Source organism: uncultured Brachyspira sp. (assembly GCF_944390595.1).
Lineage (GTDB): Bacteria > Spirochaetota > Brachyspiria > Brachyspirales > Brachyspiraceae > Brachyspira.
In genome coordinates this window covers 1-19,389 of the sequence record NZ_CALXRN010000147.1, presented here as the reverse complement: position 1 = coordinate 19,389, position 19,389 = coordinate 1, and the positions used below count along the sequence as shown (strand labels likewise).

General features: G+C 27.2%; 14 protein-coding genes and 1 pseudogene. 9 read left to right on the top strand and 6 right to left on the bottom strand.

The features are described from left to right. Positions 1 to 137: flagellin (locus tag Q0J90_RS08805; protein ID WP_367173880.1), on the top strand; the 137-nt coding region annotated here is incomplete at its 5' end. 161 nt (positions 138 to 298) lie between these two features. On the opposite strand, the gene Q0J90_RS08800 is transcribed toward Q0J90_RS08805, so the two are convergent. Continuing rightward, positions 299 to 787: a tRNA (cytidine(34)-2'-O)-methyltransferase gene (locus Q0J90_RS08800; RefSeq protein WP_297277549.1), complete on the bottom strand. Its 489-nt coding sequence runs from the start codon at positions 785 to 787 to the stop codon at positions 299 to 301. Positions 788 to 949: 162 nt separating this feature from the next. Between Q0J90_RS08800 and Q0J90_RS08795 the strand changes: the two genes are divergently transcribed. From Q0J90_RS08795 to purN, 5 genes are all read left to right on the top strand, one after another. After that, on the top strand, positions 950 to 2,443 hold the full coding sequence (locus Q0J90_RS08795; protein ID WP_297277548.1) for a hypothetical protein: 1,494 nt from the start codon (positions 950 to 952) through the stop codon (positions 2,441 to 2,443). A 101-nt stretch (positions 2,444 to 2,544) separates the two neighbouring features. Next, a complete protein-coding gene (locus Q0J90_RS08790) occupies positions 2,545 to 3,282 on the top strand; it encodes a hypothetical protein (RefSeq protein WP_297277547.1) in 738 nt (245 codons plus the stop codon). 28 nt (positions 3,283 to 3,310) lie between these two features. After that, positions 3,311 to 5,617, top strand: a complete 2,307-nt coding sequence (infB, locus tag Q0J90_RS08785; RefSeq protein WP_297277546.1) for a translation initiation factor IF-2 — start codon at positions 3,311 to 3,313, stop codon at positions 5,615 to 5,617. Positions 5,618 to 5,748: 131 nt separating this feature from the next. Continuing rightward, positions 5,749 to 6,762 (top strand): phosphoribosylformylglycinamidine cyclo-ligase, encoded by a 1,014-nt coding sequence (gene purM / locus Q0J90_RS08780; RefSeq protein ID WP_297277545.1) that lies wholly within the window; start codon positions 5,749 to 5,751, stop codon positions 6,760 to 6,762. Next, a complete protein-coding gene (purN, locus tag Q0J90_RS08775) occupies positions 6,750 to 7,310 on the top strand; it encodes a phosphoribosylglycinamide formyltransferase (protein ID WP_297277544.1) in 561 nt (186 codons plus the stop codon). The genes purM and purN overlap by 13 nt, the downstream gene beginning before the upstream one ends. Before the next feature lie 8 nt (positions 7,311 to 7,318). On the opposite strand, the gene Q0J90_RS08770 is transcribed toward purN, so the two are convergent. From Q0J90_RS08770 to Q0J90_RS08755, 4 genes are all read right to left on the bottom strand, one after another. Next, positions 7,319 to 7,813 carry an anti-sigma factor gene (locus Q0J90_RS08770; RefSeq protein WP_297277543.1) on the bottom strand — a complete coding sequence of 165 codons (495 nt, stop codon included), beginning with the start codon at positions 7,811 to 7,813 and terminating at the stop codon, positions 7,319 to 7,321. After that, entirely contained in the window at positions 7,810 to 8,361 is a 552-nt protein-coding gene (locus tag Q0J90_RS08765; protein ID WP_297277542.1) for an RNA polymerase sigma factor, read from the bottom strand. The genes Q0J90_RS08770 and Q0J90_RS08765 overlap by 4 nt, the downstream gene beginning before the upstream one ends. Positions 8,362 to 8,369: 8 nt before the next feature. After that, the gene (locus Q0J90_RS08760) at positions 8,370 to 8,816 is read right to left on the bottom strand and encodes a periplasmic heavy metal sensor (protein ID WP_297277541.1); all 447 of its coding nucleotides are present in this window, start codon (positions 8,814 to 8,816) and stop codon (positions 8,370 to 8,372) included. 89 nt (positions 8,817 to 8,905) lie between these two features. Continuing rightward, the gene (locus Q0J90_RS08755) at positions 8,906 to 9,307 is read right to left on the bottom strand and encodes a hypothetical protein (protein ID WP_297277540.1); all 402 of its coding nucleotides are present in this window, start codon (positions 9,305 to 9,307) and stop codon (positions 8,906 to 8,908) included. Between the two features lie 147 nt (positions 9,308 to 9,454). Between Q0J90_RS08755 and Q0J90_RS08750 the strand changes: the two genes are divergently transcribed. From Q0J90_RS08750 to Q0J90_RS08740, 3 genes are all read left to right on the top strand, one after another. Continuing rightward, complete coding sequence (locus Q0J90_RS08750) at positions 9,455 to 10,534, top strand: hypothetical protein (RefSeq protein WP_297277539.1); 1,080 nt, start codon at positions 9,455 to 9,457, stop codon at positions 10,532 to 10,534. A 17-nt stretch (positions 10,535 to 10,551) separates the two neighbouring features. Next, positions 10,552 to 14,403, top strand: coding sequence for a hypothetical protein (locus tag Q0J90_RS08745; RefSeq protein WP_297277538.1), 3,852 nt, complete (start codon positions 10,552 to 10,554; stop codon positions 14,401 to 14,403). 93 nt (positions 14,404 to 14,496) lie between these two features. Next, entirely contained in the window at positions 14,497 to 17,640 is a 3,144-nt protein-coding gene (locus Q0J90_RS08740) for an efflux RND transporter permease subunit (protein WP_297277537.1), read from the top strand. Positions 17,641 to 17,719: 79 nt separating this feature from the next. Here Q0J90_RS08740 and Q0J90_RS08735 read toward each other — a convergent pair. Next, a pseudogene (locus Q0J90_RS08735) lies at positions 17,720 to 18,910 on the bottom strand (cation:proton antiporter). Between the last annotated feature and the right edge of the window lie 479 nt (positions 18,911 to 19,389).

Here is a 19,389-nt window from a genome sequence, read left to right as displayed (position 1 = left end):
AAAGCGTTATACGTGATGCTGATATGGCTTCTGCTATGGTTGCTTATACTCGTGAGCAAATCTTACAACAAACAGGTGCTGCTATGTTAGCTAACGCTAATATGAAAAACCAATCTATAATGAGAATTATTGGATAATTTTTCTTAAAAAGCGACTTATTACAAATGTAGATATAAAGCCCGTCAGTATAAATATGCTGATGGGCTTTTTATCGTTATTAAAGTCTTTAGAGCTTGTGGCAGGGTCGGGTCAGTATAAATATGCTGATGGGCTTTTTATATGTACTAAATTTTAATAATTAAAAAATAGAAAGACAAATATGTCTGTATGCTTCATAAGCTATAATAGCTGCTGTATTAGATAAATTGATTGAGCGTACATTATCACTCATAGGTATGTATACAGAATTTTCTAAATCATTTTCCCATAAAGATTCCCTTAAGCCTGTACTTTCTCTTCCAAATAAAAGTATATCATTATTAGAGTAATTAAATTCATCATATCTATTTTTGCCAAATTTTGTAACAGGTATTATTCTTTTGTTATTATCGATGCAGTATTGTGAAAATGTATTTTCGTTTTCATGTTTTATTATATTTAAATGCTCCCAATAATCTAAACCAGCACGTTTTACTTCTTTAGAACTTATTATGAATGATGGTTTTGATACTATATGCAGCGATATATTAAGTCCTACACATAATCTTCCAATATTTCCTGTATTAGCTGGTATTTCCGGTCTGTATAAAGCTATTGATATATTAAAATTACTATTTATTTTTTCCATAACTATTTGATTTATATTATTTTTTATTTATTTTAGTATAGTTTAATTTTTTTTCAAGATATTATAGTTTTATATTTTATTTATTAAAGTATTGATTTTTTTTATTTATAAGTTAAAGTAATAATTAAGGGTAATTTAATAAAAGGTTTGGCAAGAATAAAAGTGAATAAAATAGAGGAATACAATCAATCTACTTCTAAATACGAATTATATGCTCATTTAAGTGATAAAATAGTATCTGGTGAAATAAAAACTTTTTCAGGTCTTTTTACTTATGCTAAGAATGTTAATTTTGAAAAGATTCATGATCACAAAACAATACTAAAGAGTTTATTTGCTCTGATTCGTAAAATTAATTGGGGTTTTTTTAATAATTTGGATAAAGAAATGTATCCTAAATTATGGATGCAGTTTGTTGTGGAAAATCCCAAATATAATTTTGCCGGAGATTTAAAACTCAGTTTATCAATAGCAGATGTTTATATAGCAATGCTCGATATACATGGTTATACAAAATTTTGCGAAGAGAATAAAAATAATTTATCAAAACTGCATGCTTTAGATGATTTGATGCAAAACAAAGTAAGCGAAGTTACAAGATTTTATAATGTAATATCTCATAGAAAACAGGGTGATGAAATAATAATGGTATGTCCTACAGCAACGGATGCTTTAAGTGCTACCATTGCAATTATAGGTGTATTGAGTAAAAAAAGATTATTAAATGATTATCCTAGCGTTGATACAGCAGGTTTGCCTGAGTTTAAAATCAGTGCAGGAATATCCGGCGGCAATACAAATAGTTCTTTAATAATTACAGAAGACGGAGATTTATCAGGATTTTTAATTAATAATGCAGCTAGGATGCAGGCTAGAGCGAATACTTTAGCACCAAAGGAAAATAAAGTAATAGTAACCAAAAATTTGCAGTTTAACTTTCTTAAAGAGAACAGCAGAGTAAAAAGTGAAATATTTGAAAAGAATATTATATCTTTTTATGATAATGGAATGATATCATTTAAAGGTACAGAAATACCTATAGTAGAAGCCATATTTAACCCTAATGAGAAATATAAAGAGTCTTTCTTTAATGAAATGGAAGAGCTTGTAAAAAGTGTTAAAGGAAATTTATGGAAGCAGAGAATGTTTACTGCTGTTTTAGAATTAATATCTAAAGTTTCAAGATCAATGCCTCCTTTCCAAATAGATGAAAAAGTTAATGATTACATATCAGGATATACTAACTCTACAATATGTGATTTATGCGATAAAGCAAATGGAGCTTATGTAGTTAAAGAGAATTATAAAGAGGCAATAGATACTTTTGCTTTAATAATAAAATTATTAAAAACTATACCGGATTTTGATAAGATGGTTTTGGAATATGCTGAAAGTATTTGTGCTGGTTATGAGAAAATTCTTCCAGTATATGATATTGTTATTAAGAAGGATATAGAATCTAATATATCAGAAATATTTCCTGCAAATCATATTCCTATATTCCAAAATGTTCAAAAGGCTAATGAAACATATAATAAACTTATGAATTTCGCTATGAGTAGTAAAACATTAAAAAGAAGAAAATCTATATGGTATGGTATTATAGAAAAAGAGCTGCCTAATTTAGTAATTAATATGTATTCCGGTAAAAAATAATATTCAAATAAAATTTTACTTATTTTTACTTGCAGAAATATTTATATATGATAAACTATACAACTATTAAACTGTTCTTTATTTATAAGGAGTATAATTTTATGACTTTAAAAAATTTGAAGAAACTATTATTTGTTATATTAACTTTACTGCCTGTAATAGCATGTTCGAAAACACAAAGTGCAAGCAGTTCATCATCTGATTCTTTAGCCTATTTAAAAGGCGGAGAAGGTGAGTGGGTTCTAAAAATAGATGATCTTACAATTAATCAAACTAATTTTAATAAAGATTTGAAAGCTTCTTTACTATCTCAATTTGCTACAGAAGAACAAATGGCTTTATATCTTAGTAATGATCAATTTAAACAATATTATTCAGAAATAATTATAAGAGATGCTTTGCTTTTAAATAAAGCTAATGAAGAGAAATTTTTTGACAGTGATGAGGCTAAATCAGTAATGGATGTTGCTATAAGAAATTATAAAGCACAATACTATCTTCAGAAACTTATGACAGATGCTGCTAAAACTATACCTGAACCTACAGCAGAACAAGCACAGGCATTTTTTGAACAGGCTAAGCCTCAATTAGCACAAATGTACGGAATAACAGAATATAATACAGAGACAGCTCCTTATATTGCTCAGTTATATAAAAATGCTTATGCTGAACAATTAGTAAACAGAGATATACAGGATTTAAAAGATAAAGCAGTAATAGAAAGAAATACAGCTGTTTTAGGAGAAGCAAATATATTACCTCCTCAAGTTGGAGATACTAATGCAGCTTTACCTCAGCAGGGTGCAGACAATAATTTATTGCCAAGAACAAATAATTAAAATTTAATATTAACGGGAAAGGAAAATAATGTCTCAAAAAAATGAGAATAATGAAAAAAATGTAAATCAAGAAGGCTCACAGGCTGACAAACCCAAAGTTATTATAAAAAAATCTAATAACAATAATAATAACAATGATGACAGTCAGTCTGCTGCAGCTGTTAAGAAAGTTAAGAAAGTTATAGTTAAAAAGAAAATAATAATACATAATAAATCAGAAAATACAGAGTCTCAAAAGCAAGATAACAATTCTGAAAATACAAAGAATTTTAATAGAGATAATAATAAAGAAAATAAAAATAAAAATTATTCTCATAATAACAACAATAACAATAATAATAAAGAGCATAAAGAAAATCGTGAAAATAAATTGCCTATATCTTCTCCAGTAGAAGATGTATCTTCTTTTAAGAAGGACAATAAAAAAGACAATAAGAAAAGAGATTATGAGAAGAAAGAAAAAGAATACGATAAAAAGTCTTCTCAGAAAGATGCCAAAGCTGAAGCAGCACAGAGACAAGAAAATAAAATCTTTAATAAAATGCAGGCTAAAAAACGTCAGCAGGAACAAAGACTTGCAAGTGTTGAAAAAGAAATCAGCATAATGGAAACTATCACAGTAGGCGATTTAGCTAAAAAGATGAATTTAAGAGCATCAGATATTATATCAAAACTTATGGGTATGGGTACCATGGCTAGAGTAAATGATATAATTGATTCTGATACCGCTACAATCATTGCAGATGATTTCGGATGTAAAGTTAATGTAGTATCTTTGCAGGAAGAAGCTACAATTGAAATAAAAGAAGATAGAGAAGAAGATTTGAAACCTCGTCCGCCTGTAGTTACAATTATGGGGCATGTTGACCATGGTAAAACTTCTCTTCTTGATGCTATAAGACATAGTAATATTACGTCAAAAGAAAGCGGCGGTATTACTCAGAATATCGGTGCTTATAAAGTAAAAATACCTAGCGGTGAAATAGCATTTATTGATACTCCAGGGCACGCTGCTTTTACTATGATGAGAGCAAGAGGAGCTAAAAGTACAGATATAGTAATTCTTGTTGTTGCTTCTGATGACGGTGTTATGCCTCAGACAGTTGAAGCACTCAATCATGCGAAAGAAGCAAATGTTCCTATAATAGTTGCTGTTAATAAAATGGATTTGCCTAATGCTACTATGGATAAGGTAAAAGCTGCTTTATCTGAGTATGGTCTTACTCCGGAAGAGTGGGGAGGAGATACTCAGTATATAGGAGTAAGTGCTTTAACTAAGCAGGGCATTAATGATTTATTGGAAGCTATTATTTTGCAGGCAGAAATGCTTGAATTAAAAGCTAATCCAAATAGAGAAGCTATTGGTATAGTATTGGAGGCTTCTCTTGATCCTGGAAGAGGTCCTGTAGGTACTGTTTTAGTTCAAAATGGTACTTTAAAAATAGGCGATTATTTTGTATGCGGACTTTCTGTTGGTAAAGTACGTGCTATGGTTAATGATTTATGGCAGAGAGTAACAAAAGCCTTGCCTTCTACTCCTGTTGAGGTTTTGGGTTTTGAAAAGACTCCTGAGGCTGGTGAATCATTCAATGTTATGTCAGATGAAAAAGAAGCTAAGGCCATAGCTGATAAGAGAGTTCAATTAAAACAGCAGGAAGCTTTGAAGGCTAATGTTAAGGTTACTTTAGAAAACCTTTATGAGAAAATAGCTTCTGAATCTATGAAAGAGTTTAAAGTAATAATTAAAGCTGATGTTCAGGGCAGTGCTGAGGCTTTGAGAGATGCTTTAAATAAAATACAAAGTGATAAAATACGTTTCGTTTCAATATATAGTGCATCAGGTGCTGTTACAGAAAGCGATGTAAACTTAGCACATGCATCTAATGCCATTATTATAGCATATAGGGTTCGTCCTTCTGCTAAGGCTAGAGAACTTGCTGAAAAAATTGGAATACCTATAGAAAGATATGATATTATTTATGAAGCAATAGAATCTATACAAAATGCTATGAAAGGTTCTCTTGAAAGACTTAAAAAAGAGGTTGATATTGGAACTGTTGAAGTTAGGGATGTATTCCATGTTCCTAAAGTTGGTACTATTGCAGGATGTTATGTAACTTCCGGTAAAATAGAGAGAAATGCCGGCGTAAGAGTGATGAGAGATAATGTTCTTGTATATACAAGTAAGATATCCAGTTTAAGGCGTATTAAAGATGATGTTAAAGAAGTGGCAACAGGTTATGAGTGCGGTGCTTCTATAGAAAATTTCAATGATATTAAAAAGGGTGATGTACTTGAAATATTCAAAATTGAAGAGATAGTACAGGAATTATAATTTGTATATTTTTTAGTATATACAGCAATGAGCTTATAATTTAAGCTCATTGCTTTTTTAATTAAAAATCATATTGTAAATATAAAAAATATTGGTATACTATTTACTAATTCAAAATTGAGGGATTATTTATGAGTATTTCTTATGAGGACAGCGGAGTAAGCAGAGAAGAGGGTTATAAAGCCGTTTCTCTTATGAAAGAAGTTGTTGCCAAGACTATGCATACTAATGTGCTTAACAATATAGGAAGTTTTGGTGCTATGTATGAACTTGGAAAATATAACAATCCGGTACTTGTTTCCGGAACCGATGGTGTAGGAACTAAATTAGAGATAGCATTTTCTATGAAGAAGTATGATACTGTTGGAATAGATGCTGTTGCTATGTGTGTTAATGATGTACTTTGTCATGGAGCTAAACCTATTTTCTTTTTGGATTATCTTGCTTGCGGAAAATTGAGTGGAGAAGTTGCCGCATTAATAGTAAAAGGAATAGCAGACGGATGTTATGAGGCAGGAGCTGCTTTAATCGGCGGAGAAACTGCTGAGATGCCTGGTTTTTATAAAGAGGGAGATTATGATATAGCAGGATTTTGTGTAGGTGTTGTAGAAAAAGATAAAATAATTGATGGTTCAAAAGTTTCTGAAAATGATGTTATTATAGGTATTTCTTCTTCCGGTTTTCATAGTAATGGATTTTCACTTATAAGAAAGTTAGTACGTGACTATAATGCTGTATTTGAAGGTGAAAAAATAGGTGAAACTCTTTTAACTCCTACTAAAATATATGTAAAAAAAGTTTTGCCTTTATTAGAAAAATATAATATAAAAGGAATGGCACATATTACAGGAGGCGGATTAATAGAAAATGTACCTCGTGCTGTTGCTAAAGGATATAAGGCTGTAATTAAAAAAGATAGTTTCAAAACTCCTAGTATATTTAATTATATACAGTATCTTGGAAATATAAAAGAAGAAGAGATGTATAATACTTTTAATATGGGTATTGGTTTTGTTATAATAGCTTCTAAAGAAGATAAAGATAATATTATTAATGATTTGCAGGATATGAATGAATATGCTTGCGAAATCGGATATATAGCAAAAAATGATGACGAGGATAAGAGCGGAATATGCTTAGAGTAGCTGTTTTAATTTCCGGAGGCGGAAGCAATTTAAAATCTTTAATAGAATCTCAGGATAGTAATTTTTATAAAATAGATATTGTAATAGCTGACAGAGAATGCGGTGGATTGAATATTGCTGAAAATGCTGATATAAAGGCTGTTTTATTAGATAGAAAACTTTATAAAACTGAATTATTCAAAAAAATAGATGAACAATTAATAAATATAGATTTAATAGTATTAGCTGGTTTTTTATCTATAGTTGATAGTTCTTTTATATCAAAATGGGAAGGAAAGATAATAAATATTCATCCTTCATTGCTTCCAAAGTATGGCGGAAAAGGAATGTATGGTATTCATGTGCATGAGGCTGTTATTAAAAATAAAGAGAAAGAGTCCGGATGTACAGTACATTATGTTACTGATACTATAGACGGCGGAGATATTATAATGCAGGCTAGGGTAGAAGTAAAAGAGGATGATACTGCTGAAACACTGCAAAAAAGAGTATTAGTAGAAGAACATAAAATACTTCCTCAAACTGTAATAAAACTATCTAAAAACTAGCTAAATATTTATTTTCCCATATAGTATATATATGCAGACATTATAGATATTTCGCTTGCTGCGGCATCTTCGCTTTCATTTTGTTCACTGTAGCTGAAGTAGCTTGATAATGGAGTATAATCATCATCATTAAAAGTATTATCTATACTTGTATTGATTACAGAATTATTCAAGTCCGAAACAATTAATTTTGTATCATCATTATTTATATTTGAATTCGGATTATTATAAATAATAGATATTCCTACAAACAATAACAATGCTGCTGCTATGGAACCTATATATGCTGGTAATTTACTTCTATCAAAAATACTCTTTTTATGTACTACAATAGGTTTTTTTCCTGATAGTATTGATGACATAGAATTGAGTTCATCTCTAAATTTTTGGCATGATTTGCAGGCAGATAAATGTTTTTCCATTTCAAAAATTTCATCGCTTTCCAAATCATTGTCCATATATCTGCTTATAAGCATTTCATAATATTCATGATTATTTTTCATAAGCTTACCCCCATTTTTTTCATAATAGATAAAAGTTTTTTTCTAGCTCTGAATATTCTAGTTCTAACGGTATTAACCGGTAAATCTAATTTATCAGAGATTTCATTATAGGAATAATTTTCATATTCAGCCATAACAAGCGGTATACGAAAATCATCCTCCAATTTTTCAAGTGCTTCTGCAAGTATAATTTTATTTATACTATTATCATCATTAGAGTCTTGAACTTCAGAACTTCTATATTCTTTTAGTCTGTATTTCTTTTCTCTTTCTTTTTTTCTTATGTGGTCAACAGCTCTATTGAAAGATACTCTGTACAGCCAAGTATATATCTTAGATCTTCCTTCAAAACTCTCTCTTTTTATATAGAAACTTACAAAAACATCCTGTACTATCTCTTCAGCCTCATCCTTATTAGAAATGATAGAATAAACCAAATTAAATAATGGTTTTTTATACATTTCCATAAGTTCTTTGTAAGCTTCTTCATTGCCTATTTTGAATGCATCTATATTATCTTCATAAGCCATAATATTTACACCGCTCATATTTATAATTATCTCATCCTGCTATTAAATTGGGCTTTTTGTTCCGGAGTTAATACATTTATTATATCCAAATCTCTGACTATTCTCAAATAATCTCTCAAAGCTTCCTGTTCTTTTTTTCTGCTTATTAATTCTTTTAATACATTTCTATCAGCATTTTCTTTCACAAGTTCCATTCTTATACTATTTTCTATTCTATCTATTTCTAATCTAATAGGTTCTTCTTGTGTTATAAAATTAATAGCTATATCGTACATTCTGTCAGCTTGTTCATCTGTAAGTACTATGCCTATTCTTCTAAAAAATTGTAAAGGATCATGTCCTAATCTTTTCTCAAATTGAGGACCGCCTCTATGTCTTGGACCATGATGACCAGGACCTTTATGACCTGGCTGACCCAAAAGAGATAAAGACAGCACTAATATTAAAAATATACTATAAAACAATTTATTCATATATACGATTTCTCCTTCAATACATCCATGTCTCACATCATCTTATTGTCTTTCTATATATTAGACGGCAATAACCGAAAAAAGTTCCCCTATTTTTTAAATAAAATATAATATTTAATCTTTTTTATATCAACATCTGAAAATAATTCTAATATATCCAAATCGCATGATATGATTAGATAATCAAAATCAGCCTCTTTTTGCTTCTTTTCAAACATTAATTCTTTTACTGTTTCTAAATTAACGTCAACTTTTTTATATTCATTATTAAGTTTTGAGTCTATTTTTCTTATTTCAGAGAGAATCTTTCTAGCATCTGAAGAGTATTTTTGTACTATTATAAAAATATTTTCTTTCTGTTCTTTGGTTATTGTTATTCCAGCATCTTTTAAAACTTTTAATGAATTATCATTTATTTTATAATTATCATCTGCGTATAAATTATACATATTAAATATAGCTAATAATAAAATAATAACAATTTTTTTCATAAATTATTAACACCTCCTTAGAACATATTATTTGACTTTTTAGACGAATGAAAAATAAAAAAGTTCCTTAAATAAATTATTACTTTAAAAAATAGTATTTTTATACTATAATAATATAATTACAAATAAAAAAATCGGATGTAAGAAATGTATAAAATATCATATTTGGATGAGAAAAACAAAATAATAAAAGTACTTTATAACAATGCCGCTGATGATAAGAGAGCAATGTTTTCTTTAATGAAATACATAAAATCTAATCTGAATGCTGAAATAAAAGAAACAGAAAACGGATATTTATTATTTAATGATAATAGGAAATATCTTTTTTATTTCATAGAAAATGATGCTATTTATATAGAGATTTTGGAGCATGATGATAAGGTTGCTTTTATAAATTTTAAATATATGGAGGCTGAGTTTAAATCTTATATAGAAAATATTAATTTTATGGACATAACAAACAAAATAAAAGGTATAAATGATTCTATAAAGGACAATATGTGGATTGATTTTATGATTTCTAACTATGAAAAAGATCTGCATATTATAGGCAGCAATGATTTAAGCTGTTATCATAGTATAGAGATTATTTTAAAAAATGCTAGCTTTGTTCAATGTTCTAAATACTTTAATGCATGTCCTAATGAGTATGATGTATTTTATGTATGTAATGATGATGATATAAAGTATATTAATAGCAGTTATAAAAATATAATAAATGATAAATATTCTATAATGATAAAGATGAAGCCGGATGATACCAACAGCTTTTTTTATATAGCATGCGATAATATAGAGTATAGTAATGAAGAAGTGAGATATGATTATGATTTCACTTCGCTTTATTCATCAGATAAGGAGAATATAATAAAAAAATATGATCTTAAAAAGGAGAATAATGCTTGGTATCAGGAGAAGGAGAATTCTCATAAAACTTTGGTATTTACAGATAAATTTTTTAATAGAAATGATACTATAGGCATATTATTTAGAATATATAAGTTATGTTTTGCTAAAGTTAAATATTTCAGAGCTTATCCGTTTAAGTTTGAGCCTTATAAATATGATTACAAAAAAGGTTTTATTCAAACTGAGCTTTGGGATGCTGAATTTTTCAAACATATTGATTCCGGATACATGCTTGATTTAAGATTTCTGCAGTCTATAACTGTTTATGAAGATTTTTTAAAACTTTGCGAAGAATTGGAATCATTTGAGAAATAATTAATTATTAGGGGAAAATGGATTTATTGCTTCAGTTAATATTTGGTGCTTTTCTTGGTGCCGTATCTGGTTATTATACTAATACTGTTGCATTAAAAAAGTTATTCTCTAATAATGGAATAATAGCAAGGAAAAAAGATAGTTTTATAGATGAAATCAGTAAAATGGTTTCTAAAAAAATTATAAACTATAATTCAATATATGCTGAAATAAAAAAAGATAAATTTAAAAATAATATAATAGAGTTTTTTAAAAAATTAAAGGATAAATTAATATTAAAAACTTCTATAAAGATAAAAAATGTAATAGGCTTCAATGAAACTAAGACAAATATTATTAATTGGAGCAAAACAAATACAAATGAAAGTATATCATTTATATTAGAAAAATTATCTCAAAATATAAAACTGTCAGAAATAATAGATGATAATCAGGCTAATAATATTATTAATAATTTAGCTGATAGTTTTATAGTATATATTTCTGATAATAAAACAATTAATGAGATAATATATAAAGCGTATAATGAAAATGATGATAAATACAAAACAATATTAAAAGAAATTTTAGATAATATAATATTTGCTTATAAAAATAATGATAATAAAAATAAAATAGAAAGAGAAACAATATCATTAATAAAATATATAATAAAATATTCAGACATAAAAAAATGTTTTTGCAGTTTTTTATTATCATTATCTAATAGCAAAATAAAAGATTTATTTTCTGTATATGAAACAGAAGAAATAAAAATTATTATTAATAAATTATCAGAAAATAATGAATTTCAAAATATTCTGGATGAAATTATAGAAGAGCTTTATATAAAATTAAAAAATACTGATAAAACTGTATATGAATTATTAAATCATAATATAGCAAACAGACTTCAGATGCTTCTTGCAGATATTTTACCTAAATTTATAGATATTATTATACCTATAATAAATGAAAATAAATCAAGATTAGATTCTATCATAGAGAGTGCTGTTGATGAAGAGATAGAAAATATAGATGGAGTTTTTGTTCAGTTTGTAGTTAAAATTATTAGAAATGTATTTTTAAATGATATATCATCTAAATATAAAATTGTACAGAAAGTTATTGAATATATAGAAAAATATAAGGATAATGTTGATGAGGTAATAGAAGCCGTTACAAATGATATAATGAATTATTTGAATAAAACAAAAATATCGGATATATTAAAAAATGTAAATAATATAGATAATATAAAAGACATAGCCAAAGATATTATAATATTTAATATAAAAGAAATACCTGATTCTTGGATAGAAAAATTTTTCAATTTAAAAATAAATGTTCTTGTTGATTCTAATATGATAGATAATCTATATAGTTTTTTAGAAAAAGAGATTATTGATTATATAGTATCAAATTTATATGAATCTGTGGATAAGGCTAGAACTTTATTATTTAGAAAAATTGATTCTATTAATATAAAAGAAATAAAAATTGATAATATCATAAATATAATTAATCAAAATAAATCAATCATAAAAAAATATTTATACGGCATTTATTGTGATTATAAGAATAATACTTTGTATGATTTTATCAATGATTTTGATTCTATAATAGAATCATTATTTAATTTACTTGAAGAATTGATAGATAAATATTCTAATTTACATATAAACGAATTGATTATAAAAAAAGAAAGCAATATAGATGATTTTTTATATAATAATTCTTATAATTCAGTTGTAAGTTTTATAGAAAAAGAAAAAAACTTTATTTCTAATATAATAGATTCCCTTGTAATAAAGACTATCAAAAACAACATGGGCAAGCTTAATAAAGATGAGATAGCAGCTATGGCTAATGATTTTATGGGTAAAGAATTAGAGCCTATAAATATATTGGGTGCTTTATTAGGGGCTTTATTTGGCTTGGCAACCGCATATTTTTTACCTGCTAATTCATTTAATAGTTCATTAGGAATATTAAATTATATAATAGAACCTTTAGTATATATATTGATAGGTTTAATAACGAATGTGCTTGCAATTTATTCTATATTTCAGCCCTATGAACCATTATTTGGAATAAAGAAAAAAGTATTTTGGGGTGCTGTGGCATGTGAAAAAAATAGATTTGCTGTTTCTATGTCTAATTTCGTTAATGACAGATTAATGGAAAAAGAGGGTATATTTGAAATTATTGGTAATAAAGAAGATATAGAAAATAATTTAATAAGGGATAACTATAAAACTTTTTTTAATTATATGCTTGAAGATGATAAAATAGATAAATTAAATATATTTTCAAGTATAAATAATATTGTATCAGGAAATATTAATTCTATAAAATATAATTTTGTTAATAGTTTAATAAAGAATAATTATTTGGATATTATAAAAAATAATAAAAATAACAGAAAATCTATAATATCTTATATAAATGACAATATAGATAATATTTTTATTATATTGTTGGAATCAATTTTAAAAAATATTAATTTTATTCCTTTAAAGACATTTATTCAAAATATAGCAAGAAATAATTTTAAGGATTTAAATAGATTTAAAGATGTAATAGTGCCTAATGTTATAAAAGCTGTAAATTCTCAATCTGTAAGAGATAGAATATTTAGTATAATAATAGATTTGCTTGATAATGAAATATCCAAAAAGAGCAGCAAACAAATAAAGGAAATGTTTGACGGAGAAATAGTTAATCTTATAAGATCAAATAATGAATTTATTTTTTCTATGATGAATAGAAAATTGAATGAGTCTTTGAATAATAATAGATATGAAATTAGGGATATGGTTATAGAAAATGTTCCTTTGAAAAATGATTTTGTTATAGATTTAACTGATAAAATAATACTTAATTTGATAAATAATAAACTTCCTATTTTTATTAATGATATAAGAAATGATTTTATGGATATTATTTTTAATTTTTTAGATGATAATATTTTATCTAAAAATATTTCATATATATTTGGAAATGAAAGATTATATGAATACAGCAGTTTAAGGAAATATTTAGATGATGTTATAGATAATAATCAAAATTTAATATATAAAGTTGCAGATAAAGTATTTATATTGGCTGTAAATAATATAGATTATAAGATAACGGAGAAGTATATAGATTCATTTTTATATAATACTGATGATGATTTGCATAAATTTATAAGAGATTTATTTATTAATATTTATAATTACAGCAGGAATATTTCTATAGAGATTAAAAATTATTTAGGAAATATTTTATATCCTAGAAATATAAAAGAAATTATAAATGTAGAAAAATATTTTGATGATATATTTGAAGATGTTTTTAAATATTCTAAAGAGCATTTGGATAATTTTCTGCTTTATGCTGCAAAAGATGATAATTTAATAGATAAAGATAATTTAATGAAATCACTTATTAATGTACTTAATAAGCTGGAATCAGATGCATTAATAAATAAATTAACATTTATAGAATTAAAGAAGGTATTATCTAAACTAAGAAATGATCTTCCTGATATTATAGATGATAAAACAAAATATTATTTTTTGAATTTGATTATAGATTCAGCCAAAGACGATATTAATTTGATTATTGATTCAATAGATTTTTCTGCTATTACAAAAGAAGAAATAGATAATATGAATCCGAAAAACATACATGATGTATTTAATTCTTTTGCTAAAGAGTATTTAAATAGGTTAAAATTATACGGTATGTTCGGGGGCATAGTTGGAATTATACTCGTTATTATAAAACATATAAGTCTTTTTAATACGGATATATCCAATATATTGAATATAATTGTTATTATTTTGACTGTAATTTTATCTATATGTATGATTGTTAACATATTGAAAAATATTTCAGATTGATTTTTAATAGTTTAAAACTTTTTTTCAAGTTATTCGTCTAAATAATTGGATTTTTAAGTATGTTGTATGCTATATAAAGTTGGGGGTGGAGGAATGAGAAATTTTATAGAATTAGTAGTAAAAAGACCAGTCGCGGTTTTTATGTGCATGATAGCTGTATTAATATTAGGATTTGTAAGTTTAAGTAAATTGGCTGTAGATTTTATGCCTGATATGGAATTGCCTTATATAACAGTAAGTACAGAGTATGAAAATGCAGGGCCTGAAGAAGTAGAAAAATCTGTAACTAGAGTAATAGAAAATGCTGTTGCTACAGTAAGCGATATTAATACTATTACATCAACTTCTAAGGAAGGTGAATCTAGTGTTTTTATAGAATTTAATTGGGGCACTGACTTAGCCGTTGCCACTGCCGATATTAGAGAAGCAATAGACTCTGCTAAGAATTCACTTCCGGACGATGCTGAAAGTCCTACAGTATTAAAATTTTCTACTGATATGATGCCTATTATGGAGATAGCATTTTTCGGTACGGATAATTTAGGAGCATTGTATACTTTGATAGATAATCAAATATTGAATAAAATAGAACAAGCATCCGGGGTTGCTAGGGCTGAAATAAGAGGCGGTCTTAAAACAGAAATGAAAGTTGATTTAGTTTTAAATAGACTTCATGCTTATGGAATAGATATTAATACTATAGTTTCTTTGCTTTCATCTGAGAATCAGAATTTATCCGGAGGTGAAACTTATGAAGGCGTTTATAAATACACTTTAAGAACTATGGGTGAGTTTACAACTGTAGATGATATTGAAAATACTGTTGTAACATTAAAAACAAATGATACTCCTATAAAATTAAAAGATGTTGGAAGAGTTTATCAGGGATACAGTGATGATTCTGAAATAGTAAAAATTAATGGAATGCCTGCAATATCAGTATCTGTTAATAAAGAATCCGGCGGAAATGCTGTTAATGTGTCTAAAGCTGTTCAAAAACAGTTAGCAAATTTAAGTCTTCCTGAAGGCGTTGAATATGAGATTTTATTCAATAATGCTGATAATGTTAATGAATCTATAAAAGGAGTTTTGGATACTGCTTGGCAGGGAGGTTTATTTGCTGTTATTATATTAATGCTTTATTTATGGAATATAAAAACTGTTTCTGTAATAGCAGTTTCAATACCTATATCAATAATTATTACATTTACATTGATGTATTTTATTGGAATTACTTTAAATATTATTTCTTTATCAGGACTTGTTTTAGGTATTGGTATGATGGTTGATAACTCAATTGTAGTATTAGAAAATATATTTTATTATAGAAATAGCGGTTATGGTAAATATTCATCCGCTATAAACGGTACTTCTTCTGTGGCGCTTGCTATATCAGCTTCTACTCTTACTACAATAGCTGTATTCTTACCTTTCCTTTTTGTTGAAGGACAGACTGGACAATTATTTAGAGATTTATGTATTACAGTAACAGTTTCCATGATAGGTTCTTTATTTGTTGCTCTTACAATAGTACCTATGCTTGGTGCTAGACTTGTAACCAATAAGAAGACTAAGTTTTTAATACCTATGGAAAATTTTGTTAATAAAAAATTCCATGATAAAGTTAATAATTTATACTCAGCTGTTCTTAATTATTCTATAAAAAATAAAAAGAAAGTATTAATTTCTTCTATGTCTGTTATATTTGCAATAATAGTATTGGGATTAATGATTATAGGAAAAGAGGGATTTCCAACTTCTGATGAGGGACAATTTAAAATAGATGTAGAAATGCCTGTTGGTACTAAATCAGAACAAACTCAAGCATTTGTTACTAGAATGGAAGGCGATATACAATCTGTTATAGGAGAAGATTTTGACAGAATGCAGTCTAGGGTAAAATCAGGTGCTGAGGAAAATAAGGCTGAAATAAGAGTGCAGTTAAGAGAAAAAAGAGATGGAAGAAAAAAATCTGTAGATGAATATATAGAGCTTACAAGAAATTCATTGGTATCATATCCTGCAAAGATTAATATCTCTGCTATAACAACTTCTGCTATAGGAAGAAGCGGAGGAACGGGAGGAGAAGAAATAAACATAGAATTGGTAGGTGATGATTTGGATAAGTCTACAGAGATAGCGAATAATATAATAGCTGCTATATCTGATATAGAAGGTATAAGAGAGCCTAGATTAAGCCGTGATGATTCTAATCCGGAATTAAAAATATATGTTAATAGACAGATAGCTGCTAAAATGGGAATTAATGTAAACACAATAGCAAATATTATTAAAACAAGTTTTGCAGGAACTACAGCAACAACGATGACTCCCGCCAATTCAGATGTTACGGATATAGATGTTAATGTTCAGCTTGGAGAACCGGACAGATTAAAAATAGATGATATATCAAGACTTATGATACCTACTACAAGCGGAATCGTTCCTATTTCATCAATAGCTACAGTAGAGAAAAGTTACGGACCTACAGAAATAGAAAGAAAAGACAGTACAAGAATAACAACCATAAAAGCATCAGGGTACAACAGAGCATTAAGCGAAATAATGGCGGATGTTCAGGATAAAATATCAAAAGAAGTGTTTATTCCTTCTGGTTTTAATATTAATTATACAGGGGATTTTGAAGATATGAATGAGGCTTTTTTACAGCTTCTTCAGGCATTAATATTGGCATTAGTTTTAGTTTATGCGATAATGGCAAGTCAGTTTGAATCTTTTATAGCTCCTTTCGTTATAGCATTAGCAATCCCATTCGGTTTTGCTGGTTCTTTAATAGCATTATTTATAGGAAGACAAACATTGAGCGTATACAGCGGAATAGGTTTTATAGTATTAATTGGTATTGTAGTAAATAATGGTATTGTATTGATAGATTATATGAATCAGCTTATGCATGAAAAACATATTAATGGAGATGAGGCTGCATTAGAATCAGGTCCTAGACGTTTAAGACCGGTACTTATGACAACACTTACTACTATACTAGGGCTTTTGCCTATGGCTTTATCAGGAGGAAGCGGAAATGAAATGTATCAGCCATTATCTCTTGCTATACTTGGCGGGCTTTTAGTTTCTACAGCATTTACTCTTGTAATTGTGCCTACAGTTTATGCCGCTATAAGAAATAAAATACCTCTTAAAGATTATGAGAAAAAAGACAGAGAAAGCAGAGATGATTTTTCTAATTATGATACTGTAAATGTTACGGGCAAGTGATTTTCTTCATATATTTTACGGCTTTGCTATTTTTTATAGCAAAGCCTTTTTTATATATAATTAAAAATTTTATAAGTATTTATTCATGTGTTAATAATCTTTTATAAAAAAACTCTATTCCGAAAGCTCCAAGCGGTGCTGTGATTAATATTGCAAGTACAGCTATTGTTAATATTATTTCTCCTGATGCAAATCCTAATGCCAAAGGAATAGAACCTATAGCTGCCTGAACAGTAGCTTTAGGACAATATGCTATCATAGAGAATATGCGTTCTTTTTTATTGAGTTTAGTTTTTATTAATGATACTAAAACTCCAATCATTCTAAATATTAGAACTCCGAATATTAATATAATTCCTGTGAGTCCCGTTTTTAATGCATAGCTTATATTAACTGCTGCCCCTACAAGTACAAAAAGCATAATCTCAGCAGCTACCCAAAGTTTAGAATATTTTAATGAAAGTCTTTTTGATAATTCTTCTTTTTGTTTTTTCAAATATGCTCCCATGCTCATAACAGCCAAAAGTCCTGAGAAACCAATTATGCCGCTGAATACTTTTGAAATTGAATTTTATATAGTTACTAATATAAATGATATGCTTAGTATTATAACAACTTTAGCACTGTCTCTCATATGATATTTAGTAAAAAATTTTGATAATATTAAACCTATTATTACTCCTAATAAAAGCCCGAAAACAATAGATGTAGGAATTTTTACAAAATCTAATGCTGAAATACTGCCTCCTTTAACAAGCGAAGTAAAAGATGCAAAAAGAACTATTACAAATATATCATCAACAGAAGCACCTGCCATTAATAATTGAGGTATGCTTTTATTGGTGCCGTATTTTTCATCTATTAATTTTAACATTTTTGGTACAAGCACAGCAGGAGAAACAGCAGCTACTACAGAACCCATTAATGCAGCTTCTAATAAACTTATATTAAATAGTTTAGGAGCTATTAAAATCATTCCTATTATTTCAAAACTTGCAGGTACAAAACACATAAGTACAGCGGGTCGTCCAACTTTTTTTAAATCTTCTATATCAAGATTAAGTCCGGCTCTTGTCAGTATTATAATAAGAGCTAATTCTCTTAAATCTGCTGATATTGAAAGTATTGAATCATCCAATAAATTCAAACAATATGGTCCTAATATTATACCTATAATTATAAGTCCTAGAAGAGAAGGAAGTTTTAGAAGAGAGAAAATTTTACCTAAAAGCATTCCGCATAAAAATATTAAGGCTAAGCTAAGAAGCATAATTCATAATCCTTTTTTTGTTAGTATTTGATTTTTTATTATGAATTAAAGATTGAAAATATAAAAACTATTATCTGCAAATTCATAAATTACTTAAATTAAAATTATTTAAGTTAAAAAATCATAAAATTTGCAGAAGTCATCAGCTTTTATATTTTAAAAGAATTAAATATCAAGCGGTTTAATTATTCAATTAAAAACTATAATTAAATAATTTAAGGAGACCTCATTCCTTATTTAATTGGCAATTATTCTATCATAATATATTTTTTATTTCAAGTTATCAAATGTTAATAAAACTTTTTATATAAATTATTAGTTTGTTTTTAGATCACTAATATTTATTTTTCTATATACCAAGAAGGAGGATTATTTTCTATAGGAGAATCAATAAAAGCATATTTCATACTAACATTTTCTCCTAACTTCCAAGATTCTAAATTCTGATTAAAACTTTTAGTAAAACAAAACATTAACGA